Origin of the sequence: Actinocorallia libanotica (assembly GCF_039525175.1) — a bacterium.
GTDB lineage: Bacteria > Actinomycetota > Actinomycetes > Streptosporangiales > Streptosporangiaceae > Actinocorallia > Actinocorallia libanotica.
This window is the reverse complement of sequence record NZ_BAAAHH010000016.1, coordinates 18,780-41,432: the sequence shown is the minus strand read 5'-3', so window position 1 is coordinate 41,432 and position 22,653 is coordinate 18,780. Positions and strand designations below refer to the sequence as shown.

At 70.3% G+C, this 22,653-nt stretch carries 23 protein-coding genes and 1 pseudogene; 6 read left to right on the top strand and 18 right to left on the bottom strand.

All coding sequences use genetic code 11. The features are described 5' to 3' along the window. Window positions 1–4: 4 nt before the first annotated feature. On the bottom strand, window positions 5–1,099 hold the full coding sequence (locus ABD140_RS19805; RefSeq protein WP_344242368.1) for an ABC transporter ATP-binding protein: 1,095 nt from the start codon (window positions 1,097–1,099) through the stop codon (window positions 5–7). An 84-nt stretch (window positions 1,100–1,183) separates the two neighbouring features. Continuing rightward, window positions 1,184–2,620, bottom strand: coding sequence for a gamma-aminobutyraldehyde dehydrogenase (locus ABD140_RS19800; protein WP_344242367.1), 1,437 nt, complete (start codon window positions 2,618–2,620; stop codon window positions 1,184–1,186). A gap of 210 nt (window positions 2,621–2,830) precedes the next feature. On the opposite strand from ABD140_RS19800, the gene ABD140_RS19795 reads away from it, so the two are divergent. Continuing rightward, window positions 2,831–3,295: an Lrp/AsnC family transcriptional regulator gene (locus ABD140_RS19795; RefSeq protein WP_425544134.1), complete on the top strand. Its 465-nt coding sequence runs from the start codon at window positions 2,831–2,833 to the stop codon at window positions 3,293–3,295. A 40-nt stretch (window positions 3,296–3,335) separates the two neighbouring features. On the opposite strand, the gene ABD140_RS19790 is transcribed toward ABD140_RS19795, so the two are convergent. The 8 genes from ABD140_RS19790 to rpsB form a co-directional block, all read right to left on the bottom strand. Next, complete coding sequence (locus ABD140_RS19790; RefSeq protein WP_344242365.1) at window positions 3,336–3,746, bottom strand: HIT family protein; 411 nt, start codon at window positions 3,744–3,746, stop codon at window positions 3,336–3,338. A gap of 10 nt (window positions 3,747–3,756) precedes the next feature. Next, complete coding sequence (locus tag ABD140_RS19785; RefSeq protein WP_344242364.1) at window positions 3,757–4,296, bottom strand: DivIVA domain-containing protein; 540 nt, start codon at window positions 4,294–4,296, stop codon at window positions 3,757–3,759. Window positions 4,297–4,314: 18 nt separating this feature from the next. Next, the gene (rlmN, locus tag ABD140_RS19780) at window positions 4,315–5,442 is read right to left on the bottom strand and encodes a dual-specificity RNA methyltransferase RlmN (RefSeq protein WP_344242363.1); all 1,128 of its coding nucleotides are present in this window, start codon (window positions 5,440–5,442) and stop codon (window positions 4,315–4,317) included. Between the two features lie 14 nt (window positions 5,443–5,456). Continuing rightward, a complete protein-coding gene (locus ABD140_RS19775; RefSeq protein WP_344242362.1) occupies window positions 5,457–6,296 on the bottom strand; it encodes a phosphatidate cytidylyltransferase in 840 nt (279 codons plus the stop codon). Continuing rightward, window positions 6,296–6,853, bottom strand: a complete 558-nt coding sequence (frr, locus tag ABD140_RS19770; RefSeq protein ID WP_344242361.1) for a ribosome recycling factor — start codon at window positions 6,851–6,853, stop codon at window positions 6,296–6,298. Before frr ends, ABD140_RS19775 begins: the two co-directional genes overlap by 1 nt. Before the next feature lie 15 nt (window positions 6,854–6,868). Beyond that, window positions 6,869–7,627, bottom strand: a complete 759-nt coding sequence (pyrH, locus tag ABD140_RS19765) for a UMP kinase (protein WP_344242360.1) — start codon at window positions 7,625–7,627, stop codon at window positions 6,869–6,871. Window positions 7,628–7,718: 91 nt separating this feature from the next. Then, window positions 7,719–8,555, bottom strand: a complete 837-nt coding sequence (gene tsf / locus ABD140_RS19760) for a translation elongation factor Ts (protein ID WP_344242359.1) — start codon at window positions 8,553–8,555, stop codon at window positions 7,719–7,721. Window positions 8,556–8,649: 94 nt separating this feature from the next. Next, the gene (gene rpsB, locus ABD140_RS19755) at window positions 8,650–9,561 is read right to left on the bottom strand and encodes a 30S ribosomal protein S2 (RefSeq protein ID WP_344242358.1); all 912 of its coding nucleotides are present in this window, start codon (window positions 9,559–9,561) and stop codon (window positions 8,650–8,652) included. 269 nt (window positions 9,562–9,830) lie between these two features. Here rpsB and ABD140_RS19750 point away from each other — a divergent pair, with 269 nt between their 5' ends. After that, window positions 9,831–10,511: a peptidoglycan DD-metalloendopeptidase family protein gene (locus ABD140_RS19750; protein ID WP_344242357.1), complete on the top strand. Its 681-nt coding sequence runs from the start codon at window positions 9,831–9,833 to the stop codon at window positions 10,509–10,511. A gap of 276 nt (window positions 10,512–10,787) precedes the next feature. On the opposite strand, the gene ABD140_RS19745 is transcribed toward ABD140_RS19750, so the two are convergent. Beyond that, the gene (locus ABD140_RS19745) at window positions 10,788–11,270 is read right to left on the bottom strand and encodes a hypothetical protein (RefSeq protein ID WP_344242356.1); all 483 of its coding nucleotides are present in this window, start codon (window positions 11,268–11,270) and stop codon (window positions 10,788–10,790) included. Window positions 11,271–12,428: 1,158 nt separating this feature from the next. Here ABD140_RS19745 and ABD140_RS19740 point away from each other — a divergent pair. From ABD140_RS19740 to dprA, 4 genes are all read left to right on the top strand, one after another. After that, a complete protein-coding gene (locus tag ABD140_RS19740) occupies window positions 12,429–12,818 on the top strand; it encodes a YraN family protein (protein WP_344242355.1) in 390 nt (129 codons plus the stop codon). Beyond that, window positions 12,818–14,365 carry a YifB family Mg chelatase-like AAA ATPase gene (locus ABD140_RS19735; protein WP_344242354.1) on the top strand — a complete coding sequence of 516 codons (1,548 nt, stop codon included), beginning with the start codon at window positions 12,818–12,820 and terminating at the stop codon, window positions 14,363–14,365. Before ABD140_RS19740 ends, ABD140_RS19735 begins: the two co-directional genes overlap by 1 nt. A gap of 553 nt (window positions 14,366–14,918) precedes the next feature. Continuing rightward, on the top strand, window positions 14,919–15,248 hold the full coding sequence (locus ABD140_RS19730; protein WP_344242353.1) for a hypothetical protein: 330 nt from the start codon (window positions 14,919–14,921) through the stop codon (window positions 15,246–15,248). A 2-nt stretch (window positions 15,249–15,250) separates the two neighbouring features. Further along, window positions 15,251–16,372: a DNA-processing protein DprA gene (gene dprA, locus ABD140_RS19725; protein ID WP_344242352.1), complete on the top strand. Its 1,122-nt coding sequence runs from the start codon at window positions 15,251–15,253 to the stop codon at window positions 16,370–16,372. A gap of 816 nt (window positions 16,373–17,188) precedes the next feature. Here dprA and ABD140_RS19720 read toward each other — a convergent pair. The 7 genes and pseudogenes from ABD140_RS19720 to rimM all read right to left on the bottom strand — a co-directional run. Further along, window positions 17,189–17,410, bottom strand: a pseudogene (locus tag ABD140_RS19720) (HflX-like GTP-binding protein); the annotation flags it as partial. A 487-nt stretch (window positions 17,411–17,897) separates the two neighbouring features. Beyond that, window positions 17,898–18,206 carry a DUF2469 domain-containing protein gene (locus tag ABD140_RS19715; RefSeq protein ID WP_344242351.1) on the bottom strand — a complete coding sequence of 103 codons (309 nt, stop codon included), beginning with the start codon at window positions 18,204–18,206 and terminating at the stop codon, window positions 17,898–17,900. Continuing rightward, window positions 18,196–18,912, bottom strand: coding sequence for a ribonuclease HII (locus ABD140_RS19710; protein ID WP_344242350.1), 717 nt, complete (start codon window positions 18,910–18,912; stop codon window positions 18,196–18,198). The genes ABD140_RS19715 and ABD140_RS19710 overlap by 11 nt, the downstream gene beginning before the upstream one ends. A gap of 827 nt (window positions 18,913–19,739) precedes the next feature. Further along, the gene (lepB, locus tag ABD140_RS19705) at window positions 19,740–20,786 is read right to left on the bottom strand and encodes a signal peptidase I (protein WP_425544133.1); all 1,047 of its coding nucleotides are present in this window, start codon (window positions 20,784–20,786) and stop codon (window positions 19,740–19,742) included. 134 nt (window positions 20,787–20,920) lie between these two features. Next, complete coding sequence (gene rplS, locus ABD140_RS19700) at window positions 20,921–21,274, bottom strand: 50S ribosomal protein L19 (RefSeq protein WP_344242348.1); 354 nt, start codon at window positions 21,272–21,274, stop codon at window positions 20,921–20,923. Between the two features lie 101 nt (window positions 21,275–21,375). Next, window positions 21,376–22,143 carry a tRNA (guanosine(37)-N1)-methyltransferase TrmD gene (trmD, locus tag ABD140_RS19695; protein WP_344242347.1) on the bottom strand — a complete coding sequence of 256 codons (768 nt, stop codon included), beginning with the start codon at window positions 22,141–22,143 and terminating at the stop codon, window positions 21,376–21,378. A gap of 7 nt (window positions 22,144–22,150) precedes the next feature. Next, window positions 22,151–22,651: a ribosome maturation factor RimM gene (rimM, locus tag ABD140_RS19690; RefSeq protein WP_344242346.1), complete on the bottom strand. Its 501-nt coding sequence runs from the start codon at window positions 22,649–22,651 to the stop codon at window positions 22,151–22,153. Window positions 22,652–22,653 lie beyond the last annotated feature (2 nt).

The following is a 22,653-nucleotide window of genomic DNA, read 5'->3' as shown; positions in this document are numbered from 1 at the left end:
TCGGTCAGGCTCCAATCGCGTAAGAGTGCCGCGGTTCCCACGACAGCCACACGCTGTCCCCCCGTACGGCGATGTCGGTCGCGTCGTTCGTGTTCTGGACGAACACGACGACGCCCGCACCCGTGGAGGTGCGGACGTTGTAGTGGGTGGCCGTGCCCTGGTAGATCACCTCGGTGACCGTGCCCCGCAGCACGCTGCCCCCGTCCGGCGGCCGCTCGACGCCCAGGTCGATCTTCTCCGGCCGGACGGTCACCTCCAGCTCGCCGCCCGCCGCCGTCGCGGCGGGGACCACGATCCGCTCCTCGGGGCCGAGGACGATGACCGCGTGCCCGCCCGAGCGCTCGGCGACACGGCCGGACAGGAGGTTGGAGGTGCCGATGAACCCCGCGACGAACCGGGTGCCGGGCCGCTCGTAGACCTCCCGCGGGGAGCCCAGCTGCTCCACCCGCCCGTCGTTCATGACGGCGATCCGGTCCGACAGGGTCAGCGCCTCGCCCTGGTCGTGCGTGACGAACACGAAGGTGATGCCGACCTCGCGCTGGATGCGCTTGAGCTCGACCTGCATGCTCTGGCGCAGCTTGAGGTCCAGCGCCGCCAGCGGCTCGTCCAGCAGCAGGGCGCGGGGGCCGTTGACCAGCGCGCGGGCCAGCGCCACCCGCTGCTGCTGGCCGCCCGACAGCTCGGCGGGCCGGTGCCTCTCCCGTCCGGCGAGGCCGACGGCCTCCAGCATCTCCCCGACCCTGCGGGTGATCTCCGGCTTGGCGAGCCTCCTGCGCCTGAGCCCGAAGGCGACGTTCTCCGCGACGCTCATGTGCGGGAACAGCGCGTAGGACTGGAACACCATGTTCACGTCCCGCCGGTTCGGCGGCACGCCCACCATGTCCTTCCCGTGCAGGAGGACCGCGCCCGCCGTGGGCTCCTCGAAGCCCGCGATCATGCGCATGGTGGTGGTCTTGCCGCATCCGGAGGGCCCGAGCAGGGAGAAGAACTCCCCTTCGCCGATGCTCAGATCGACGCCTCTGACGGCTTGGACGGTCTCGCCGCGCGACGTGAACTCCTTCACGACGCCGACGAGCTCGATGGCGGGGGTGTCCGTCATTGACTTGCGAGTCCTTCGGGGGTTGCGCGGAGCCCGGTGGCGGCGGTCGGGGGCGCCGCCACCGGGCCGGTGGTGCTGGGGGCGTCAAACGCCCAGGTAGTGCATGACGTGCTTGATCCGGGTGTAGTCCTCGAAACCGTACATCGACAGGTCTTTGCCGTAGCCCGAGTGCTTGAAGCCGCCATGTGGCATTTCCGACACAAAGGGTATGTGGGTGTTGACCCACACGGCTCCGAAGTCCAGCCGCCGGGCCATCCGCATGGCCCGGCCGTGGTCCTTCGTCCAGACCGACGCCGACAGACCGTACTTGACGCCGTTGGCCCAGCGCACGGCGAGGTCCTCGTCGGTGAAGGGCTGCACCGTCATGACCGGGCCGAAGATCTCCTCCTGGACGTGCTCGTCGTCCTGGCGCACCCCCGAGATGACGGTCGGGGCGAAGAAGTAGCCGCGCTCCCCCACCCGGACGCCGCCGGTCTCGACCGTGGCGTGGCCGGGCACCCGGTCCAGGAAGCCCTGGACGCGGGAGAGCTGGGCGGCGTTGTTGACCGGCCCGTAGTAGGCGTCGGGGTCCTCGGGGCCCGCGGTCTTCAGCCCGGCGGCCGCCTCGGCCAGGGCGGCGGTGAAGTCGGCGGCGATGCGCTCCTGCACCAGGACGCGGGTGGCGGCGGTGCAGTCCTGGCCGGCGTTGAACAGGCCCGCGCCCGCGATGCCCTCGGCCGCGGACGCGATGTCGGCGTCGTCGAACACCACCACCGGAGCCTTGCCGCCCAGCTCCAGGTGCACCTTCTTCAGGTCGCGGGCCGCCGAGGCGGCGACCTCCCTGCCCGCCCGCACCGAACCGGTGATCGACACCATCTGCGGGACCGGGTGCTCCACCAGTTCGCGCCCGGTTCCGCGGTCGCCGGTGATGACGTTGAAGACGCCCGGCGGCAGGAACTCCGCGGCGATCTCGGCCAGCAGCAGCGTGGTGACCGGGGTGGTGTCCGAGGGCTTGAGCACCACGGTGTTGCCCGCCGCCAGCGCCGGGGCGAACTTCCACACGGCCATCATCATCGGGTAGTTCCACGGCGTCACCTGGGCGCAGACGCCGATCGGCTCGCGGCGGACCGAGGAGGTGTGGTCGGCCAGGTACTCGCCGGTGGACCTGCCCTCCAGGACGCGGGCCGCCCCGGCGAAGAAGCGGATGTTGTCCACCATGGGAGGCAGCTCCTCCTCCCTGGTGAGCTGCAGCGGCTTGCCGGTGTTGCGGCACTCGGCGGCGACGAGCTCCTCGCCCCGCGCCTCCACCGCGTCGGCGAACCTCAGCAGGGCCAGGCTGCGGTCCTTGGGCGTGGCGTCCCGCCAGCCCTCGAAGGCGGCGGCGGCCGCCGCGCAGGCGGCCTCGACGTCCGCCGCGCCCGACACGGGCGCCTGCCCGTAGACCTCGCCCGTGCTGGGGTCCACGACGTCGCCGGTCCGCCCGTCCGCGGCGTCGACGTACCGTCCGTTCACGAAGTTCCGCAACACTACTTTGTCGGTCATCCTCGACCTCCGCCGTGTTTCCCGTCGTCCTGACTTTTCCCGAGCATAACCTCGCGAGCAAGGGATTCCCTTGTTAAATTCGCGTTTCCCGACGGAATCACTTGAGAATAGTTCGCCAGAGAGCTGATACCGCAGCGGGGAACGGTTCAATGACAGGGCCGCGAGGTTCTGCGGCTTCCGTACCCAAGGCGACCCGGAAAGATGTCCCCCATGAGCGAGCCCGCCCGGCGCATCCACCTGGACGAGACCTCCAAGCGCATCATCGAGCAGCTTCAGCAGGACGGCCGGCGCTCCTACGCCGCCATCGGCAAGGCGGTCGGGCTGTCGGAGGCGGCGGTCCGCCAGCGCGTCCAGCGGCTGCTGGACGCCGGGGTCATGCAGATCGTCGGGGTCACCGACCCGATGACGCTCGGATTCTCCCGGCAGGCGATGATCGGCATCAGGTGCCGCGGCGACCTGGAGCGGGCGGCCGACGAGCTCGCCGCCATCCCGGAGATCGACTACGTGGTGATCACCGCGGGCTCCTTCGACCTGCTGGTCGAGCTGGTCGCCGAGACCGACGAGCGGCTCCTGGAGATCCTCGGCCGCATCCGCGCCGTCCCCGCCGTCCTCAGCACCGAGAGTTTCGTCTACCTCAAGCTCAAGAAGCAGACCTACACCTGGGGAACGCGCTGAGCAGTCCAGGGCCGTCCAGGGCCGGAACGCGCTGAGCTGCTTACAGAGCCGCCCGGATCCGCGCGGCGTACTCGGCGGCCTCCCCGTCGCCGTCGTAGGCGTGGCGGGGCCAGAAGAAGCCCCGCAGGCCGTCCCCTCGGTCGCGCGGCACCACATGGACGTGCAGGTGCGGCACGCTCTGGCTGACCTTGTTGTTCATCGCCACGAACGACCCGGCCGCGCCCAGGCCCCGCTGCACCGCCCCCGCCAGCCGCTGCGCCAGCGTGAACAGCGGGCCCAGCGCCTCGGGAGGCACGTCCGTCAGCGTCTCGTGATGCTCACGGGGCACCAGCAGCACATGCCCCTTGATCAGCGGGCGCCGGTCCAGGAAGGCCACCGCCTCCGGCTCGTCCAGCACGCGGTGGGCGGCGGTCCGCCCCGCGGCGATCTCGCAGAAAACGCAGCCCTCCATGGCCGCCAGCCTAACCCGGCGCCTTTCCCGCCTGCCCGAGGTGGTCGAGCGCGGCGGCCAGCTCGTCCAGGAAGCGGTCCACCTCGACCTCGTGGTAGCCCGCCCCCAGGAACGCCGAGCCGAACACGCTCTGGCGCACGTCGTGCCCGTAGACCGGGGGCGCCTGGCCGAGCAGGCCCGCCACCACCCGGTCCAGGAACTCGTCGACGTCCTGCTCGCGGTAGCCCGGCCGCAGCCGGGTCGTGGTGAACTGCGCCCGCTGGATCCAGCGGACCAGCCAGGGCACCTGGCCGGTGACCGTCTCGGCGTAGGGCTCGTCCCCGCCCCGCTCCCGCTGCTCCAGCTCCCTGGCGTACTCCATCAGGGCGCCGTCCACCGCGTGCGGGTCATACCCCCGCACCACGACGTTCAGCTTCGTCGCCCGCAGCTCGTCCGCGGTGATCGGGGGCACCGGCGCGTCGGCGCGGCCCAGCGTCGCCTCGATCCGCAGCAGCAGGGCGTCGACCTCGCCGGCGAAGTAGCCGCGCAGCACGCGGGGGAACCGTGCCACCTTGCAGGACCTCCTCGGTCAGGCCTTCACGGCGGCGGCCAGCTGGCCGCAGGCGCCGTCGATCTCCCTCCCCCGGGTGTCCCTGACGGTCACGGCGACCCCGTGCTCGGCCAGCCTGCGGACGAACTCGCGCTCGTCCTCGGGACGCGACGCCGTCCACTTCGACCCCGGAGTGGGATTCAACGGGATCAGATTGACGTGAACGAGCTTGCCTTTCAAGAGCCTGCCCAGCAGATCGGCACGCCAGGCCTGGTCGTTGACGTCCTTGATCAGCGCGTACTCGATGGAGACCCGGCGGCCCGTCTTTCGCGCGTATCCCCAAGCCGCGTCCAGCACCTCGCGCACCTTCCAGCGGGTGTTGATCGGCACGAGCGTGTCGCGCAGCTCGTCGTCGGGGGCGTGCAGGGAGACCGCCAGCCGCACCGAGAGGCCCTCGGCGGTGAGCTTCTCGATCGCCGGGACCAGGCCCACCGTCGAGACCGTCACGCCGCGCTGGGAGATGCCCAGGCCCGCCGGAGCCGGCTCGGTGATGCGCCGCACCGCGCCCAGCACCGCCTTGTAGTTGGCCAGGGGCTCGCCCATGCCCATGAAGACGATGTTGCTGACCCGGCCGGGACCGCCGGCGACACGGCCCTGGTTGAGCGCCCGCTGCCCCGCCGCCACCTGCTCGACGATCTCGGCGGTCGACAGGTTGCGGGTGAGGCCCGCCTGGCCGGTGGCGCAGAACGGGCAGTTCATGCCGCACCCGGCCTGGGAGGAGACGCACATCGTCACCCGGTCGGGGTAGCGCATCAGGACGGACTCGAACAGGACGCCGTCGAAGGCCTTCCACACCGTCTTGTGCGTGTCGCCGCCGTCGCACGCCAGCTCCCGCACGGGATCCAGCAGGCGCGGCAGCAGCTCGGGGACGAGCTTCTCGCGCAGCGCCTTGGACAGGTCCGGCATCTCCGCCGGATCGTCCACGAGGCGGTCGAAGTAGTGGCGGGACAGCTGGTCGGCGCGGAACGGCTTCTCGCCCAGCGCCACCACCGCCTCCCGCCGCTCGGCGACGGTCAGATCGGCCAGATGGCGGGGCGGCTTGGCCCGCCGGGGCCCGGCGAAGACGAGCTGTCCGGGACGGGGCGGGGTGTTCTCTTCCGACGACATGCTTCCAGTCTCGCTCACCCGAAGGAGTGGAACGCCTGCAGCAGGATCCACACCACCGGGACGGTGACCAGCAGGGAGTCCAGCCGGTCCATCACCCCGCCGTGGCCCGGCAGCAGGGTGCCCAGGTCCTTGATGCCCAGGTCGCGCTTGATCATCGACTCGACGAGGTCGCCGAGGGTGGCCGTCAGCACCACGCAGGCGCCCAGCAGCACCCCCTGCCACCAGTGCAGGTCCAGCAGCCAGTGCAGCAGCCAGGCGCCGACCGCCATGCAGGTCAGCGCCGAGCCGGCGAAGCCCTCCCAGGTCTTCTTCGGGCTGATCTTCGGGGCGATCTTGTGCTTGCCCAGATAGGCGCCGACGAAGAAGCCGCCGATGTCGCTGGCGACCGTCACCGCGATGAACACCACGATCTGGTGGGCGCCGTCCTCCGGCACCAGCAGCAGCATCGCGAAGCCCACCAGGAACGGCAGGTAGACGGCGGTGAAGACGCCGGCCGTGGCGTCGCGGACATAGCCCTCGGAGCCGTCCTTCATCCGCCAGATCAGCATGACCAGGACGGTCAGCGCCAGGGTGATGACCAGGCCGCCGGGACCGTAGTAGAAGGCCAGGGGCAGCATCGCCGCGCCGCCGACCGCCAGGGGGAGCATCGGGACCCTGATGCCCCGGCCGGCGAACGCCGAGGTCAGCTCCCGCAGCGCCACCCCGCCGAAGATCAGCACGACCACGATGAAGGTCTGCCGCACCGTATAAAGCGAGAGCAGGACCAGTGCGCCCAGTCCCGCTCCCACTCCCACGGCCACCGGGACGTTGCGCCCCGGATTGCGTCTGGCCGTGGGCTCTGTCGACTGGGCCATCAGACTTCGAGCAGCTCTGCCTTCTTGTGCTCGAGCAGCGCGTCGACGGAGGCCACGTACTTCTTGGTCGCCTCGTCGAGCTCCTTCTCGGCACGCCGGACCTCGTCCTCGCCGGCCTCGCCGTCCTTGACGAGCTTGTCCAGGCCGTCGTTGGCCTTGCGGCGGATGTTGCGGATCGAGACCTTGGCGTCCTCGGCCTTGCCGCCCGCGATCTTGATGTACTCGCGGCGGCGCTCCTCCGACAGCTCGGGGAAGATCACCCGGATGATCGAGCCGTCGTTGCCCGGGTTCACCCCCAGGTCGCTGTTGCGGATCGCCTTCTCGATGGCGGCCATCGAGCTCTTGTCGAACGGCTGGATGACCACCATGCGCGGCTCGGGCAGGTGGAAGGAGGCGAGCTGGTTCACCGGGGTCAGCGCGCCGTAGTACTCCACCATGATCTTGTTGAACATGGCGGGGGTGACCCGGCCGGTGCGGATACCGGTGAAGTCCTCCTTGGCGACCGAGACCGCCTTCTCCATCTTCTCCTCGGCTTCGAGGAGGATGTCATCGATCACTGCGCTGGCTCCCGTCTAGTTCTCTGCCGGGCTGACGAGGGTGCCGATCTTCTCGCCCCGCACCGCCCGCACGATGTTGCCCTCCCCCATCAGGTCGAAGACCACGATGGGCAGGCCGTTGTCCATGCACAGGCTGATGGCGGTGGCGTCCATGACCTTCAGACCACGCCGCAGGACCTCACCGTAGTCCAAACGGTCGAAACGCACAGCGTCCGGGTTCTTGCGGGGATCGGCGTCGTAGACACCGTCCACCTGGGTGCCCTTGAGGACGGCGTCCGCGCCGATCTCCAGGGCGCGCTGGGCGGCGCAGGTGTCGGTGGAGAAGAAGGGCTGGCCCAGGCCCGCGCCGAAGATCACGACGCGGCCCTTCTCCAGATGGCGCACGGCGCGGCGCGGGATGTAGGCCTCGGCCACCTGGGCCATGGTGATGGCCGTCTGCACCCGGGTCTCCACGCCCAGGCGCTCCAGGAAGTCCTGGAGGGCCAGGCAGTTGATCACGGTGGAGAGCATGCCCATGTAGTCGCCGCGGGCGCGGTCCATGCCGCGCTCGGACAGCTGCGCGCCGCGGAACATGTTGCCGCCGCCGCAGACCACCGAGACCTGGATGCCGTCGTCGACGGCGGTCTTGATCGCCTCGGCCACGTGCTGCACCACCACCGGGTCGATGCCGAGCGGCTGGCCGCCGGCGAAGGCCTCGCCGGACAGCTTCAGCAGCACCCGCCGCCAGCCGTGCTTGGAGGCCGTCGCTATGTCATTCTGATGGTTTTCCGGCACGGCGACGGCCTCCTCGGTGTTGCTTCACGTTCTACCTTAGGTTTCCCCCGGCTAAGGAGAAAGCGGATCGCTCCCCTGGGGGAGCCGGTGGTCAGGCCTGGCCGACCTTGAAGCGGACGAACCGCTCGACCTTGACGCCGGCCTCGTCCAGGAGCTTGGCGATGGTCTTCTTGTTGTCCTTGACGAACGCCTGCTCCAGCAGGACGAAGTCGCGCAGGTAGGCGTTGACCCGGCCTTCGACGATCTTGGCGATCGCGGCCTCGGGCTTGCCCTCCTCGCGGGTCTTGGTCTCGGCCAGCGCCCGCTCCTTGGCGATCACGTCGGCCGGGATCTCCTCGAAGGTGAGGTACTTGGGGGCCATCGCCGCGATCTGCTGGGCGATGTCCTTGGCGACCTCGGCGTTGGCCTTGTCCAGCTGGACCAGCACGCCGGTGGTCGGCGGCAGCTGCGGGTCGGACTTGTGCAGGTAGCTGGCCACGTACGCGCCGGTGAAGTGGGCGAAGCGGCGCAGCTCCAGCTTCTCGCCGATGGTGGCGGAGCTCTCCTGGATCAGGGCCTGGACGGTCCTGCCCGGCTCGATCTCCGCGGCCAGCAGGGCCGGCACGTCCGCGGCGCCGGACTCGGCGGCGAACTTGGTGATCTTGTCGGCGAGCGCGATGAAGCCGTCGTTCTTGGCGACGAAGTCGGTCTCGCAGTTGAGCTCCAGCAGGGTGCCGTCGCCCTCGCTCGGGAAGTAACCGGCGACCAGGCCGTTGCCGGCGGTGCGCTCGGCGCGCTTGCCCACGTCCTTGGCGCCCTTGAGGCGCAGGATCTCTACGGCCTTGTCGAAGTCGCCCTCGGCCTCGGTGAGGGCGTTCTTGCAGTCCATCATGCCGGAGCCGGTGAGCTCGCGGAGCCGCTTGACGTCGGCGGCGGTGACGTTCGCCATGGTTCTCGAATCCCTTTTCGTGGTGCGCTGTGTGCTCTGGACCGAGCGCGGTCCCGCGTGCGGTCCCGCACGCGGGACCGCGCTCGATGAGGACTTACTCTGCGGCCGGGGCCTCGGCGGCGGCTTCGGCCGGAGCCTCGGCGGCGGCCTCGGGGGCCTCGGCGGGCGCCTCGGCGGGCGCCTCGGCGGCGGCCTCGGTCACAGCGGCCTCGGCGGGGGCCTCGTCCTTCTTGCCCTCGAGCAGCTCGCGCTCCCACTCGGCCAGCGGCTCGGCGACCTCGGCCGCCTTGTCCGCACCGGCGGCGGCGCCGCCCGAGCGGGCGAGCAGGCTGTCGGCCGCGGCGTCGGCGACCACGCGGGTGAGGATGCTGACGGCGCGGATGGCGTCGTCGTTACCCGGGATCGGGTAGTCGACCTCGTCGGGGTCGCAGTTGGTGTCCAGGATCGCGACGACCGGGATGTTCAGCTTCTTGGCCTCGCTGATCGCGATGTGCTCCTTCTTGGTGTCCACGATCCACACGGCGGAGGGGACCTTCGCCATGTCGCGGATACCGCCGAGGGTCTTCTCCAGCTTGTCCTTCTCGCGCTTGAGACCCAGGAGCTCCTTCTTCGTCATGCCCGAGCCGGCCACGTCGTCGAAGTCCAGGAGCTCGAGCTCCTTGAGGCGCTGCAGGCGCTTGTGCACGGTGGAGAAGTTGGTGAGCATGCCGCCCAGCCAGCGCTGGTTGACGTACGGCATGCCGACGCGCGTGGCCTGCTCGGCGATGGCCTCCTGCGCCTGCTTCTTGGTGCCGACGAACAGGATGGTGCCGCCGTGCGCGACGGTCGCCTTGATGAACTCGTAGGCGCGGTCGATGTGCCCGAGCGACTGCTCGAGGTCGATGATGTAGATGCCGTTGCGCTCGGTGAGGATGAAGCGCTTCATCTTCGGGTTCCAGCGACGCGTCTGGTGGCCGAAGTGCACGCCGCTCTCGAGCAGCTGCCGCATGGTGACGACGGGAGCCATGGCCCGTACTCCTTCTTCTGTTCGGTTGCCTGTCACGTCCGGACGCGCCCCGCTGCCCCGTCGCTTTCGGACGGTGCAGACCTGGGAGACGCGCCCCGCCTGGGCGGCCGGCGGACGCTGAGAATTCGGGCAGATGGACAGAGTCCACCCGCACCGTGCCCACCAGTTTAGGGGAACGCGACCGCCGACCACGAATCGAAGAGCACCCGGCCATCCCCAGAATCCCGTTCGGCGCCCTTCCCCCCGCCCCGCGCGGCGACCCTGACCTCATGATCCTCTTTCTCCCCGCCCCCCTCCCGCCCCCGCCCGCCTCGTCCCTGTCCGTCCTCTCCGCCCCCGCCCTCCCGGCCCCCGGCTCCGCATTTCCCGCCCCGCGTTCCGCCCCGCCGCCTCTCCTTCTCCTGCCTTCCGCTCCCTTCTCGCCCGCCCTCCCGCCACCCACCGCCTCGCGGCGCGTCCCGGCTCCTCCCGCCCGGCCCCGGTCCGCTCCACCGCCGTCCGCCCTCCCCGCGGCACCGCCGCTCCCATGGCGGTGGCCGCTGCCGCCGCCCGCCCGGGTCGTCCGCCTCTTCGCCCCGCCCTCCGCCCCCTGGCTCCCCGGCCACCGCGGCGTCGACCTGGCCGCCCGCCCCGGCCTGCCCGTCCGCGCCCCCGCCCCCGGCCGCGTGGCCTTCGCCCGCGACCTGGCCGGCCGAGGCGTGATCACCCTCACCCACGGCCCCCTGCGCACCACCTACGAGCCGGTCCTCCCCGCCGTGCCCTCCGGCGCCACGGTCACCACCGGCACCGTCATCGGCACCGTCATCGGCACCGTCCAGCCCGCCCCCTCCCACTGCCACCCCGAAACCTGCCTCCACTGGGGCCTCCGCCGAGCCGACGCCTACCTCGACCCCCTCTCCCTCCTGGCCCCGCCGAAGATCCGCCTCCTCCCCCGCTGGCCCCCGCCCTGATCTCCACCCGTCCCCGGTGAGCACCGACGTCCGTGAACCGCCCGAGAGCCGAGCACTCCCACCACTCCCATGAAGCGATCGGCTTCCCGGGCGGCCCGTCTCCAGGTTCGAGCCGACGAACGGCGACGACCCCGCCCGGCCCTGCCGCCTTCCCGGGGCGGCCCGCCCCGCCGCCACCGGCCGCCCCAGAGACGGACTCGCCCACCCGAAGGGCTGCGATCACTCTGAAGGGACTGCGATCACTGTCGACGTCCCCACATCAAGCACGTTTTCCTGTCAATCAGTCCCGTCCGGGCAGGAGGGCACATCCCGGCCGTTCACCTCATGCCGAGCGACATAGACGGTGAAGTCCCCTTCGTCGTCCACCACGACCCTGCACTCGACCGGATGACCGACCAGGCGATGAACAGAGGTGCCGACCCGCAGGAACGGAGCCGTCCCGTCGGGATAGGACGAGATGAGGCGTTCGGCGTCCGAACGCGAGGAGAGATGACAGACGACCTTCCCCACTTCTTCTCCGACCTTCGCACGCCCCACCCGTTCCGGAGCCTCGAAGAGGGTGCTGTGGTAGGTCCGCCCCCCAAAACGCAGAAACGGCGTCCAGTCGACGACCGTGCCGTGCTTTTCCCGAGGACAACCAGTGCCCCTGTCGGCTCGCGGCACAAGCCAGAAAGCCCCCGACACCGCGCCCACCAGAACCACGCCCGCCACCACCACACCGACACGAGAAAGCCTCATGCACATGGAGACGGACGACACGACCCCTCCCGTTGCAACCCCCCTTTCCGCCGTCGCGGTCGCGTTCGCCACAGGCATCTGCGGACGGGGACGCGGCTCCTCCCCTTGCAACACCCGACAGCACGACCCCACCGGACATACCGCCGCTTTTCCCCGCCCAGGCACGACCACGTCCCACCCCGCCCGCACGGCTCCCCACCTCCACGCATACGGGCCTGGCGCTCACCTCCTGCGCATGCGGGCATAGACCCTCCCCCGGCGCGATTCCCCGCCTCCCACACACATGGACGCAACACTCACCACCTGCACGTTTCCCTGCCTCCCATGCATACGGGCCCAGCGCTCGCCCCCTACACAGGTCTCGCCGCTCACGCGCACAGGCCTGGCACGCACCTCCTGTGCAGCTCTCCGCTTCCCACACGCACGGGCCTAACGCTCGCCCTTTACACGGTTCTCGTCACTCACGCGCGCAGGCCTGGCACGCACCTCCTGTGCGACTCTCCGCTTCCCACACGCACGGGCCTAACGCTCGCCCCTACACGGTTCTCGCCGCTCACGCGCACGGGCCTGGCACGCACCTCCTGTGCGACTCTCCGCTTCCCACACGCACGGGCCTAACGCTCGCCCCTACACGGTTCTCGCCGCTCACGCGCACGGGCCTGGCACGCACCTCCTGTGCGACTCTCCACTTCCCGCGCGTACGGGCCTAGCGCGTCCCGGGCCGTTCTGGTTGCGGTGCTTCGCCTCCGCTTCCCGCACGTATGGGCTCAGCGCTTCCCGCCTGCCTCACCGTCGAGGCGCGCGACCCGGCCCCGTCCACAGCGTTCAACAGCACAAGCCGTCCGGATCTCCCGCCTTTTCGCCATCCGGGTACGGCCGTTCCCTGCACCGCATGCGTACGTTGGCATGGCTTTCCACCACTCGCATACAAGGACGTAGTACGCACTGCTTGCTTGCGCCTGGGGACCTGGCTTTTCAATGCCTTCGCCTGGCAGCTCGAAATCGGGACGGACGACAGGCGTCGCCGTGGGAGTCACGACCGCGGCGGATGCGCGGGACAGCGAGAGGCCAAATCATCAGAACCTCCACCAAGTAGCGCATCTTCCCAGTTCAGAACCTTGAAGTCTCGGTAACCCCGTCATCCACAGAATTCGATTCGGCCACTCTCCGCGTTCGCCCGTGTCCCAGAGTGAGGGGCAGGAGGTGATGGCGATGAACGCCGGACACGAGTTGGGGCGCCGCGGGGAGAACGCGGCGGTGCGGTACCTGGAGGGCCTCGGATGGCGGGTGCTCGCGCGCAACTGGAGGTGCGCCGAAGGGGAGCTGGACATCGTGGCCCATGACGGGTCGCGGCATGTGGTCTGCGAGGTGAAGACGCGGCGCAGCCGCGCCTACGGGGATCCCGCCGAGGCCATCACGATCACCAAGGCGCTGCGGCTGCGCAGGCTGGCCGGACGCTGGGCCAGGGAGCACGGACTGCGCGCGTCGTCGATGCGGATCGACCTGATCGGCCTGGTCGGCGGCGGAGCCGACGGCTTCACCGTCGACCACCTGAAGGAGGTCGCGTGATGGCGCTCGCCCGGACCCGCTCCGTCGCCCTCATGGGGGTGACAGGCCATCTCGTGGACGTCGAGGCCGCCATCACCAGCGGCACCCCCGGCCTCCATTTGGTCGGGCTGCCCGACACCGCGCTCAGCGAGGCCCGCGACAGGGTGCGCGCGGCGATCATGCATTCGGGCGAGGAGTGGCCGGTACGGCACACCACCGTGGCGCTGGGGCCCGCGGGCCTGCCCAAGGCGGGGGCGGGCTTCGACGTGGCGATCGCCGTCGCGATCCTGGCCGCCGCCGGGGAGCTGGCCCTCTCCGAGTGCGCCGACCTCGTCATGCTCGGCGAACTCGGCCTGGACGGCAGGATCCGGCCCGTCCCCGGGGTGCTGCCCGCCGTGCTGGGCGCCGCCGAAGCCGGCTGCCACACCGTCGTCGTGCCCCGCGCCAACCAGGTCGAGGCCGAACTCGTCCCGGACGTCAAGGTCATCGCCGTCGGCAGCCTGCGCGCCCTGCTGTGCCACCTGCGCCACGAGCCCCCTCCCCTCGAACCGGACGAACCCGTCGAGCAACCGCCCCCCTCCGTCGCCGAACCCACCCGTTCCCGGCGCGGCTCCCTCGACCTGGCCGACGTGCGCGGCCAGGGGGAGGCCCGCCGCGCCCTGGAGGTCAGCGCCGCGGGCGGCCACCACCTGTTCCTGCTCGGCCCGCCGGGCTGCGGCAAGACGATGCTCGCCGAGCGGCTCCCCACCCTGCTCCCGCCGCTGGACCGCAAGATGGCGCTGGAGGTGACGGCCATCCACTCGATCGCCGGGGCCCTCCCGCCGGGCAGCCCGCTGATCGACCGCGCCCCCTTCACCTCCCCGCACCACAACGCCTCCAAGTCCGCCATCCTCGGCGGAGGCTCCAGCCGCCGCGTCGTCCCCGGCTCGATCAGCCTCGCCCACAACGGCGTCCTGTTCATCGACGAGGCCCCCGAGTTCGCCGGCGGCGTCCTGGACTCCCTGCGCCAGCCCATGGAGTCGGGGGAGGTCTGCATCGACCGCAGCGGCGTCAGCACCCGCTTTCCCGCCATGTTCACCCTCGTCATGGCGGCCAACCCGTGCCCCTGCGCCGCGGCCAAGGTCCTGCAGTGCCGCTGCTCCCCCTCCGCCCGCTCCCGCTACCTGGCCAAGATCTCCGGCCCGCTCCTGGACCGCGTCGACATCAAACTCGAACTGAGCCCCGCCACCCGCGCCGAACTCCGCTACGACCTGGAGAACGCCGAGTCCAGCGCCACGGTCGCCGCCCGCGTCCAGGACGCCCGCGACCGCGCCCTCACCCGGATGTCCGGCCTCCCCTGGCGCAGCAACAGCGAGATCCCCGGCCCCGAACTCCGCCGCCGCTTCCCCGTCTCCCCCGAGTCCCTGACCCCCCTGGAACGCGCCCTCCAGGAAGGCTCCCTCAGCGCCCGGGGCATGGACCGCGCCCTGCGCACCGCCTGGACCCTGGCCGACCTGGCCGCCCGCGACACCCCCGCCCCCTGGGACACCGCCGAAGCCCTCGACCTCTGGCGCGGCCACCGCCCCTGACCCCCGCACCCGCACCCGCACCCGCACCCGCACCCGCACCCGCACCCGCACCGACAAGATCACCTTCTTCGGCCGCCCATCCCAGCCCGCAATCCAGCACCAGAACCGACAGAGCAACTGGCGAAGCCGCCACCTCCACCCACTCCACCCGACCCCCTGAAACTCCCGTCCGCCGCAGCGGCGAAGCCGCGACAAGCAAACGACCGAGAGCCCCAAAGATCAGCGGCCCCGCAGGAGCCCCGAGAAACTCAACCAGAGCAGATATCAAACGCTGCGAGCAGAACACAAGGGCATCGGCCGACAAGCACACCAAGGTGCAATATCGCAGAACAACGATTTCGATGAATGGCAACGCCAAACCAAACAAGGCGACCACTACCACAAAATCGACAACGACGCGGAGTTTCAAATATCACAGAAGGCGACAGCCTTTCGGACAGGCCACCCACCACCGAAGGCAGTTGCGACAACAAACAGAATCACCGAAGACGGCGCCACATCAAGCAAAGCAACCCATCACGACAGGCAGGGCTCAACATCCAAGGCTGCGGACATGACGAAAGAAGGTGATGCGGCAGCCGAAAAAGAGCGGGACGGAACGAGCACTAAGCCGGAAGAAGCGGGACGGGTGAAGAAGGCCGCGAAGCCATCGGAATCAAGGAGGAAGAGATGGACGGACGAGAAGAGATCCGGAGACAGGGAGAGAACCGAGGACGGGAAGAGACCCGGAGGTGGGAAGAGGCCCGGGAACGAGAAGAGTCCCAGGGACGGGGGGAAGCCCGGGGACGGGAAGAGGCCCTGGAGCGGGAAGAAGCCCGAGGACAGGGAGAAGCCCGGAGACGGAGAGAAGCCCTGGAGCGGGGAGAGATCCGGGGCGGGCTGAGCTTGGAAGGAAGGGCGCGGGCCTGGCTGAGCGGGGTGTGCGAGCCGGGGGACGAGGGGGCTTGGCGGCTGGTGGCGCGCCTGGGAGCGGAGGGCGCGGTGGAGGCCGTCCGACGGGGAAGGGTGCCGAGCGGCCTGGGGATCACGGAGAGGAAACTCGCCGGATGGCGGCTGCGGGCGGAGTCGTTCGACCTGGAGGGCGTGCTGTTCCTGGGCGAGAAGGTCGGCGGCCGGATCCTGTGCCCGCAGGACCCGGGGTGGCCCACCACACTCGACCAGCTCGGCGAGAGCGCTCCGCTCATGCTGTGGTCGCGCGGCTGCGGTGACCTGCGCCAGCTGTGCCTGCGGTCCGTCGCGGTGGTGGGAGCCCGCGCCGCCTCCCCCTACGGTCGGCGGATCGCCGCCGAACTCGGTGCCGAGCTGGCCGAACGGGGATGGACGGTCGTCAGCGGCGGCGCCCTGGGCATCGACGGCGAAGCCCACCGAGGCGCCTTGGCCGCCGACGGCGTCACCGTCGCCGTGCTGGCCAACGGCGTGGACGTCCCCTACCCGCCGCGCCATGAGGGCCTGTTCGCCGAGATAGCCCGCACCGGCCTCCTCATCAGCGAGTGGCCGCCCACCGCCCATCCGACCCGCCCCCGCTTCCTCGTCCGCAACCGGGTGATCGCCGCCCTCACCAAGGGCACCGTCGTGGTCGAGGCCGACCTGCGCAGCGGCGCCCTCAACACCGCCCACCGTGCCCGCGACCTGGGCCGCCACCTCATGGCCTTCCCCGGCCCTGTGACCTCGGTCATGTCCCGTGGCTGCCACGGCCTCCTCCGCACCACTCCGCCCACCACCCGCCTGGTCACCTGCACCGACGACGTCATCGAGGAGGTCGGCCTGATCGGCGAGGGCCTGGACCGCCCCGACGACTCCCCCGCCCTCCCCCGCGACCACCTGGACCCCGACTCCCGCGCCGTCCTGGAAGCCGTCCCCGCCACCCCCGCAGGCGCCCCCGCCCACGCCATAGCCGCCTCCGCCGCCGTCGACCTCCCCACCGCCCGCAGCCGCCTCTCCCTCCTCGCCGCCACCGGCTTCATCGACCGCACCCGCACCGGCTGGCGCCTCCGCCCCACCCCCTGACCCCACCCAAGCCATGCACGGACAGCCGACCCCACTCCCCAGCACCACCCAAACCATGTACGGGTAACCGACCACCCCCTCCAACACCACTCGAGATACACGACACCAGCACCACCAACACCATTCAAGGCAGGCGAACATGGTTCGCCAGCACGTTCAGCACCGTTCAGGGGGTGCGGAGACGAACGGCCAACACCTCAGCACCATCCGAAATACGCGAACCCACCCCGCCAGCAAAATCCAAGCCAGGCGGGCACACTTCACCAGCACACTCAGCACCATTCAGAAGGCACGAGGCAATCGACCACCCTTCAAAATAAGCGGAATCAACTCACCGAAACCACCAATGCCATTCGAGGCGAGCGGACATGGTCCGCCAGCGCACCCAGCACCTTTCAGATGGGCAGACACCGCCCCTCGACGCACCCAGCACCCTTCGCCCTCGACGCACTCAACGCCCTTCAGGTAGGCAGACGCCGTCCCTCGACACACTCAGTGCTGTTCAGGTGAGCGGGCATGGCCCGTCAACGCGTTCAGTGCTGTTCAGGTGAGCGGGCATGGCCCGTCAACGCGTTCAGTGCTGTTCAGGTGAGCGGGCATGGTCCGTCGGCGCATTCGGGGTGTGGAGGTCGCATTCGGGGTGTGGAGGTGGTGTGTGGTTTTCGGGGTGGTCAGGGATGGTCCAGGGCTCGGTATTCCCAGCCGGGGAGCCTCGATGGGCGGCGTTGAGGGCGTGGTGGCCGTCGACTGTGCGGAGGTGGTGGACGACCTGGGCCATGACGGCAGGTCGATCTCACGGAACTTGGACCATTCGGTCTTGCCCAAGCCGATGCGGGTGGCCGGGTCGGCCTTGGCGCGCCGCTGGATCAGGCCCTCGAGCACCTCCGAGCCGGCCGTCTCGGCCAGCAGGGCCAGCTCGCGCAGCGAGTTCTCGGCCTGCTCGAGTGTGGCGTCGGTCCAGACGCCCACCAGCACGACCTGCTCCAGCCGCAGGGCGCGGTACTCGACCTCGGTGACGCCCACCAGCACGGTGAGGAGGACGTCATCGGCGTTGCGGGCCACGTCCGGGGCGCTGACGCCGTAGCGGAGTTCGGGGCGGGCGTGGCCGGGCGTTGTCGAGGCGACGGGCCGTAGACGCGGACGTGGACGTGGAGGCCGTACATGGTGGGGGCCACGTCAGGGATGAGTGGTATTCGAATGGTTAGGTCGACCGTTATTTCTGGCACTTCTTCCCGAATGTGCTATCGGACAACCTGACCGGTGGCCAGTCGGCTTCCCCCAGGGACCGACTCGCAGGCAGACGCCTTCCGCAAGAGATTGGCTTTCCCAAGGACCGGCTCGTAGGCGGGCGCCTTCCGCAAAGGGCACGGCCTAGGGGTGAATGGCTTTCGCGGCGGTCTGAGCCGGGAGCGGATGGTTGTCCGAGGGAGTGGCGGGACCGGTCAGATCCGGAGGGGCCGGCTGGGGATGGAAGGCTGCCGGGGAGAGGGAGGCGAGGGGAAGGGCTCGGGAGGGGGGGCGGGGGTCAGCTGGGGAGTTGGAGGTCGGGCTTGGCCAGTTCTTCCACGTTCACGTCGTGGAAGGTGACTACGCGGACGTTTTTTACGAAGCGGGCGGGGCGGTACATGTCCCAGACCCAGGCGTCCTGCATGCTCACCTCGAAGTAGACCTCGCCGTTGTCCAGGCTGCGCACCTGCAGGTCCACGGAGTTGGTGAGGTAGAAGCGGCGTTCGGTCTCGACCACGTAGGTGAAGAGACCCACGACGTCCCGGTACTCGCGATAGAGCTGGAGCTCCATCTCGGTCTCGTACTTCTCCAGATCCTCAGCGCTCATCGTCCCCTCCCACCTCTTCATTCTTCCCCACCGGCACCGCTCGCCCCACGTTCCGTGGAGCATCCGTTGTCGAAACCACGTTCGAGAACGAGAAACGGTGCTCCGGACAGGGGCCGTGCCGACGGAGCGCGGCCATGTGTTCCGGGGTGTTGTACCCCTTATGGACGTCGAATCCGTATACGGGATGGGTGAGATGCAACCCGGTCATGATCCTGTCCCGGGTGACCTTGGCGACCACCGAGGCCGCCGCGATGCAGGCCACCGCCCGGTCTCCCTTGATCACCGCCAGGCTCGGCGCCTCCAGGCCCGGCACGCGGAAGCCGTCGCTGAGCACGTACGACGGCCGGACGGGCAGCGCCGCCAGGACCCGGCGCATCCCGGTGATGTTGCTGCGGTGCAGGCCGACCCGGTCGATCTCGGCGCTGGGGATGACCAGGGCCGACCACACCGCCTTGGCGGTGATCTCCGCGTAGAGCGCCTCCCGGCGGGCCGGGGTGAGCAGCTTGGAGTCCGCCAGCCCCGTGATCCGCACCCCGTCCAGGATCACGGCGGCCACCACCAGCGGGCCCGCGCAGGCGCCGCGCCCCGCTTCGTCCACCCCTGCCACGCTGCGGAAGCCGCCGTGCGCCAGGGCCCTCTCATAGCCGTACATCCCGGCGTCCCGGCGCGGGGTGAACCGCAGGGGACGCCTGATCTCCGTGATCACCGGTTTCTCCGGGAGCATCGGGACCACCCGGGGTACCGGTAGTGAAGGCTGTGCATACCCGGAACCATACGCCCACCGCAGGACATCCGCCCAACGCCCTGTGGACAACTTTCCAGAGCCGCGACACGCCCCCGCGCCCGCCGCCACCGCCCCTCCCGCAGAAACCAGCCCAGGACCCCCGCCATCAACACGATCCAACCGCCAGAACCCCGCTCGGCCCCGACCGGCTCCCAAGAATCGACTCCCCTTTGACCGAGCCACCAAGAACAACCCACCAATAACCAGATTCTTTGGAGCCAGAAACACACCCAACAAGAAGAACAAACACGAAACCGCCGACCAGACCACCAAACGCCAAACGGCCGTCATCGAAAGACGGACAACCCCCGAAGCCTCCCGCTACCGGCCAGACCGCCAGGAGTCGAAGGCAGCCCCGCAGAAACCGACACCCGATGCCGCCCACCACCGCCACTCGCCAGAGGGCCGAAAGGCCGACGCCGCAAGCCGAAACGCACCCAGAGCACCCGCCGTCGGCGGGGATCCACTGAACGGCCAGACCGCCAGGAACCGAAGACCGCCTCGCAGAAACCGACGCCCCAACCACCCGCCACCGGCCAACCACCGGACGACCTACCGGATGGCCCACCAGTCAGACCAGGCCGCCAGAGGGCCGAAAGGCCGACGCCGCAAGCCGGAACGCACCCAGAACGCCCACCAACGGCCAAGGCACCCGCCGTCGGCAGCGATCCGCCGGACGGCCCCGGGCCGCCAGGGGGCGGCCGAGAGGCCGCCCAGGGGCCGAAGGGCCGAAGGGCCCCGGGAGGGGCTCAGGGGCGGCGGCGGGGTCTGCGGCGCAGCCAGACGACGGGGGTGGCGGCTGCCAGGCCCAGGGTCATCGGGAGGGCGCTGAGGGCCGTGCCGCCGAGGCCGGGCTGGTGGAAGGTGGCGGGGATCTCCAGGACGCGCCAGTGCGACACGGGCCAGATGATCACGAAGGCCCGGCCCACCACGCTCTTGAGGGGGATGGTGCCGCTGCCGGAGTCGGCCTGGTGGCCGCGGGAGTCCCAGGAGACCTCGCGGTGGTCGCCCATCACCCACAGGCGTTCGGGGGGCACGACGACGTCGAACTTCATCGCCGAGGGGACGTTCTGCTCGCCGGTGTCGGGGTCGGTGTAGAGGTAGGAGGTCTCGTCGAGGGGGATGCCGTTCACCGTGACGCGGCCCGTGGCCGCCTCGCAGCAGACCACGTGGTCGCCGGGGAGGCCGATCACGCGCTTGATGTAGTCCTTCTCGCCGGCGACGAGGCCGAAGGCCGTGCCCACCGAGCGCAGGCCGCGCAGGACGGGGTTGGCGGGCTCGCTGCCGGGGACGGCCGGGTCCCAGCTGTCCAGGCCGCTGAAGACCACGATGTCGCCGCGCTCGATGTCGCGCATGCGGTAGACGAGCTTGTTGACCAGGACCCTGTCGCCGATCTGCAGGGTGCTCTCCATGGAGGCCGACGGGATGTAGAAGGCCTGGACCACGAAGGACTTGATCACCAGCGCCAGGACCAGCGCCACCCCGATCAGGATCGGCAGCTCGCGCCAGAAGGAGCTCGACCCGTCCGAGGAGCGCTTCCGCCGCTTCCTCTTCGCGCCCTCGTCCCCCTCGGACGCCCCCGTCGACCCGGCGGCGTCCCCGGCGGAGCCGGCGGTCCCGGCCTCCCCGGCGAAGTCGTCGGCCCCGGCGGACGCGGCGCCCCCGGCGGTCCGGGCGGATTCGGGCTCGCCGGGTGCCGGTCCCTCGGTCTCGGAACGCACTTCTCTCCGCTCCTCCGCGGGCGCGGGCCTGTCGGCCCCGCCGCCGGACCGTCCGCCCTCGTCGTCACTCATCAAGGCACGAGCCTAGCGCCGCCCGACCCCCGACGAAGATCGAGGAAGGGCCCAGAGTCTCCCAGAAGATCCCCAAGAAACGGACGAACGCCCGGTCCCCTGGAAGGGGCCGGGCGTCCGCCGGGGTCCTCGGGACCTCAGAACTCGCGCTTCTCCTTGATGCGGGCGGCCTTGCCCCGCAGGTTGCGCAGGTAGTAGAGCTTGGCGCGGCGCACGTCACCGCGGATGACGACCTCGAGCTTCTCGATGGCCGGCAGGTTCAGCGGGAAGGTCCGCTCGACGCCGTAGCCGCCCTTGCTGACCTTGCGGACGGTGAAGGACTCGCGGGCGCCGCCGCCCTGACGGCGGATCACGACGCCTTCGAACACCTGGATACGGCTGACCTTGCCCTCGGTGATCCGCACGTGCACCTTGACGGTGTCACCGGGGCGGAAGCTGGGCAGGTCCGACCGCAGGGCGGCCTTCTCGATCTCCTGGATCAGGGTGTGCATGTTTCCTCGCTGTGGATTCGCCCGTGCCGCGAGAGGCCCCAGGACTTCGAGGGGGGCGTCAGGCCGGGAAGTGTGTAGCCGCGCGTGACGGCGCAGACGCCCTAGTCTGCCACAGGATCGGGATGCTCGGCCAAATCGAGCGACTCCAGCAGCCTCCGGTCGTGGGAGTCCAGCTCGACCCGTTCCAGCAGCTCGGGCCGCCGCGCGGCGGTGCGCCGCAGCGCCTCGTCCCGCCGCCAGCGCGCGATCCTGCCGTGGTGGCCGGACTTGAGCACGTCCGGCACCGCCAGGCCGCGCCACTGCGGCGGCTTGGTGTAGACGGGCCCCTCGACGAGGTGCTCCATGCGGCCGGGGGCGAAGGAGTCGTCGCTCACCGACTCGGCGTTGCCCAGGACGCCGGGCACCAGCCTGCTGACCGCCTCGATCATGACGAGCACCGCGACCTCGCCGCCGGCCAGCACGTAGTCGCCGATGCTCAGCTCGTCGACCTCGACCACCGAGGAGTAGTGCGCCATGACGCGCGAGTCGATGCCCTCGTAGCGGCCGCAGGCGAAGACGAGGTGGTCCGAGGCCGCCAGCTCGCCGGCGACCCGCTGGGTGAAGGGGCGCCCGGACGGCGTGGGGACCACCAGCCGGGACCGGGGCGTCAGGACGTCGTCCAGCGCCTGGCCCCACGGCTCGGGCTTCATGACCATGCCGGGCCCGCCGCCGTACGGGGTGTCGTCCACGGTCCGGTGCCGGTCGTAGGCCCAGTCGCGCAGGTCGTGGACGCCGAACGAGAGCAGCCCCCGGTCGCGGGCCTTGCCCAGCAGGGAGGCCGACAGGGGGGTGAAGTACTCGGGGAAGATCGTGATGATGTCGAAGCGCATGGACTCGTCAGTCGAAGAGTCCGCCCGGCGGGTCGACCACCAGCCGGCCGCCCTCGATGTCGATCTCGGGGACGAGCGCCGCCACGAAGGGCACCAGCCTGTCACCGTGCTCGGTGTCGATCACCAGCAGCTCCTGCGCGTGGTGCAGCACCTCTGAGACGGTGCCGACCCGCTCGCCCGCGGTGGTGACGACCTCCAGCCCGACGAGCTGCTGGTCGTGGAAGACGTCCGGATCGGACGAGGGAAGGATCTCCGAGGAGTCGATCACCAGCCAGGTGCCGCGCAGCTCCTCGGCGCGGTTGCGGTCAGAAACACCCGCAAAACGGACGACGAGCCGACCGCTGTGCCAGCGGGCGGTGTCGACCGTCAGCGGACCGGCCGCCGCGGGATCCGTGGCGAGCGCCGCACCCGGCGCGAACCGGGTGTCGACGTCGTCGGTGCGCACATCGATGGTGACGTCGCCGCGGATCCCGTGCGGTTTGCCGATCCGGCCCACTACCAGTTGCACCG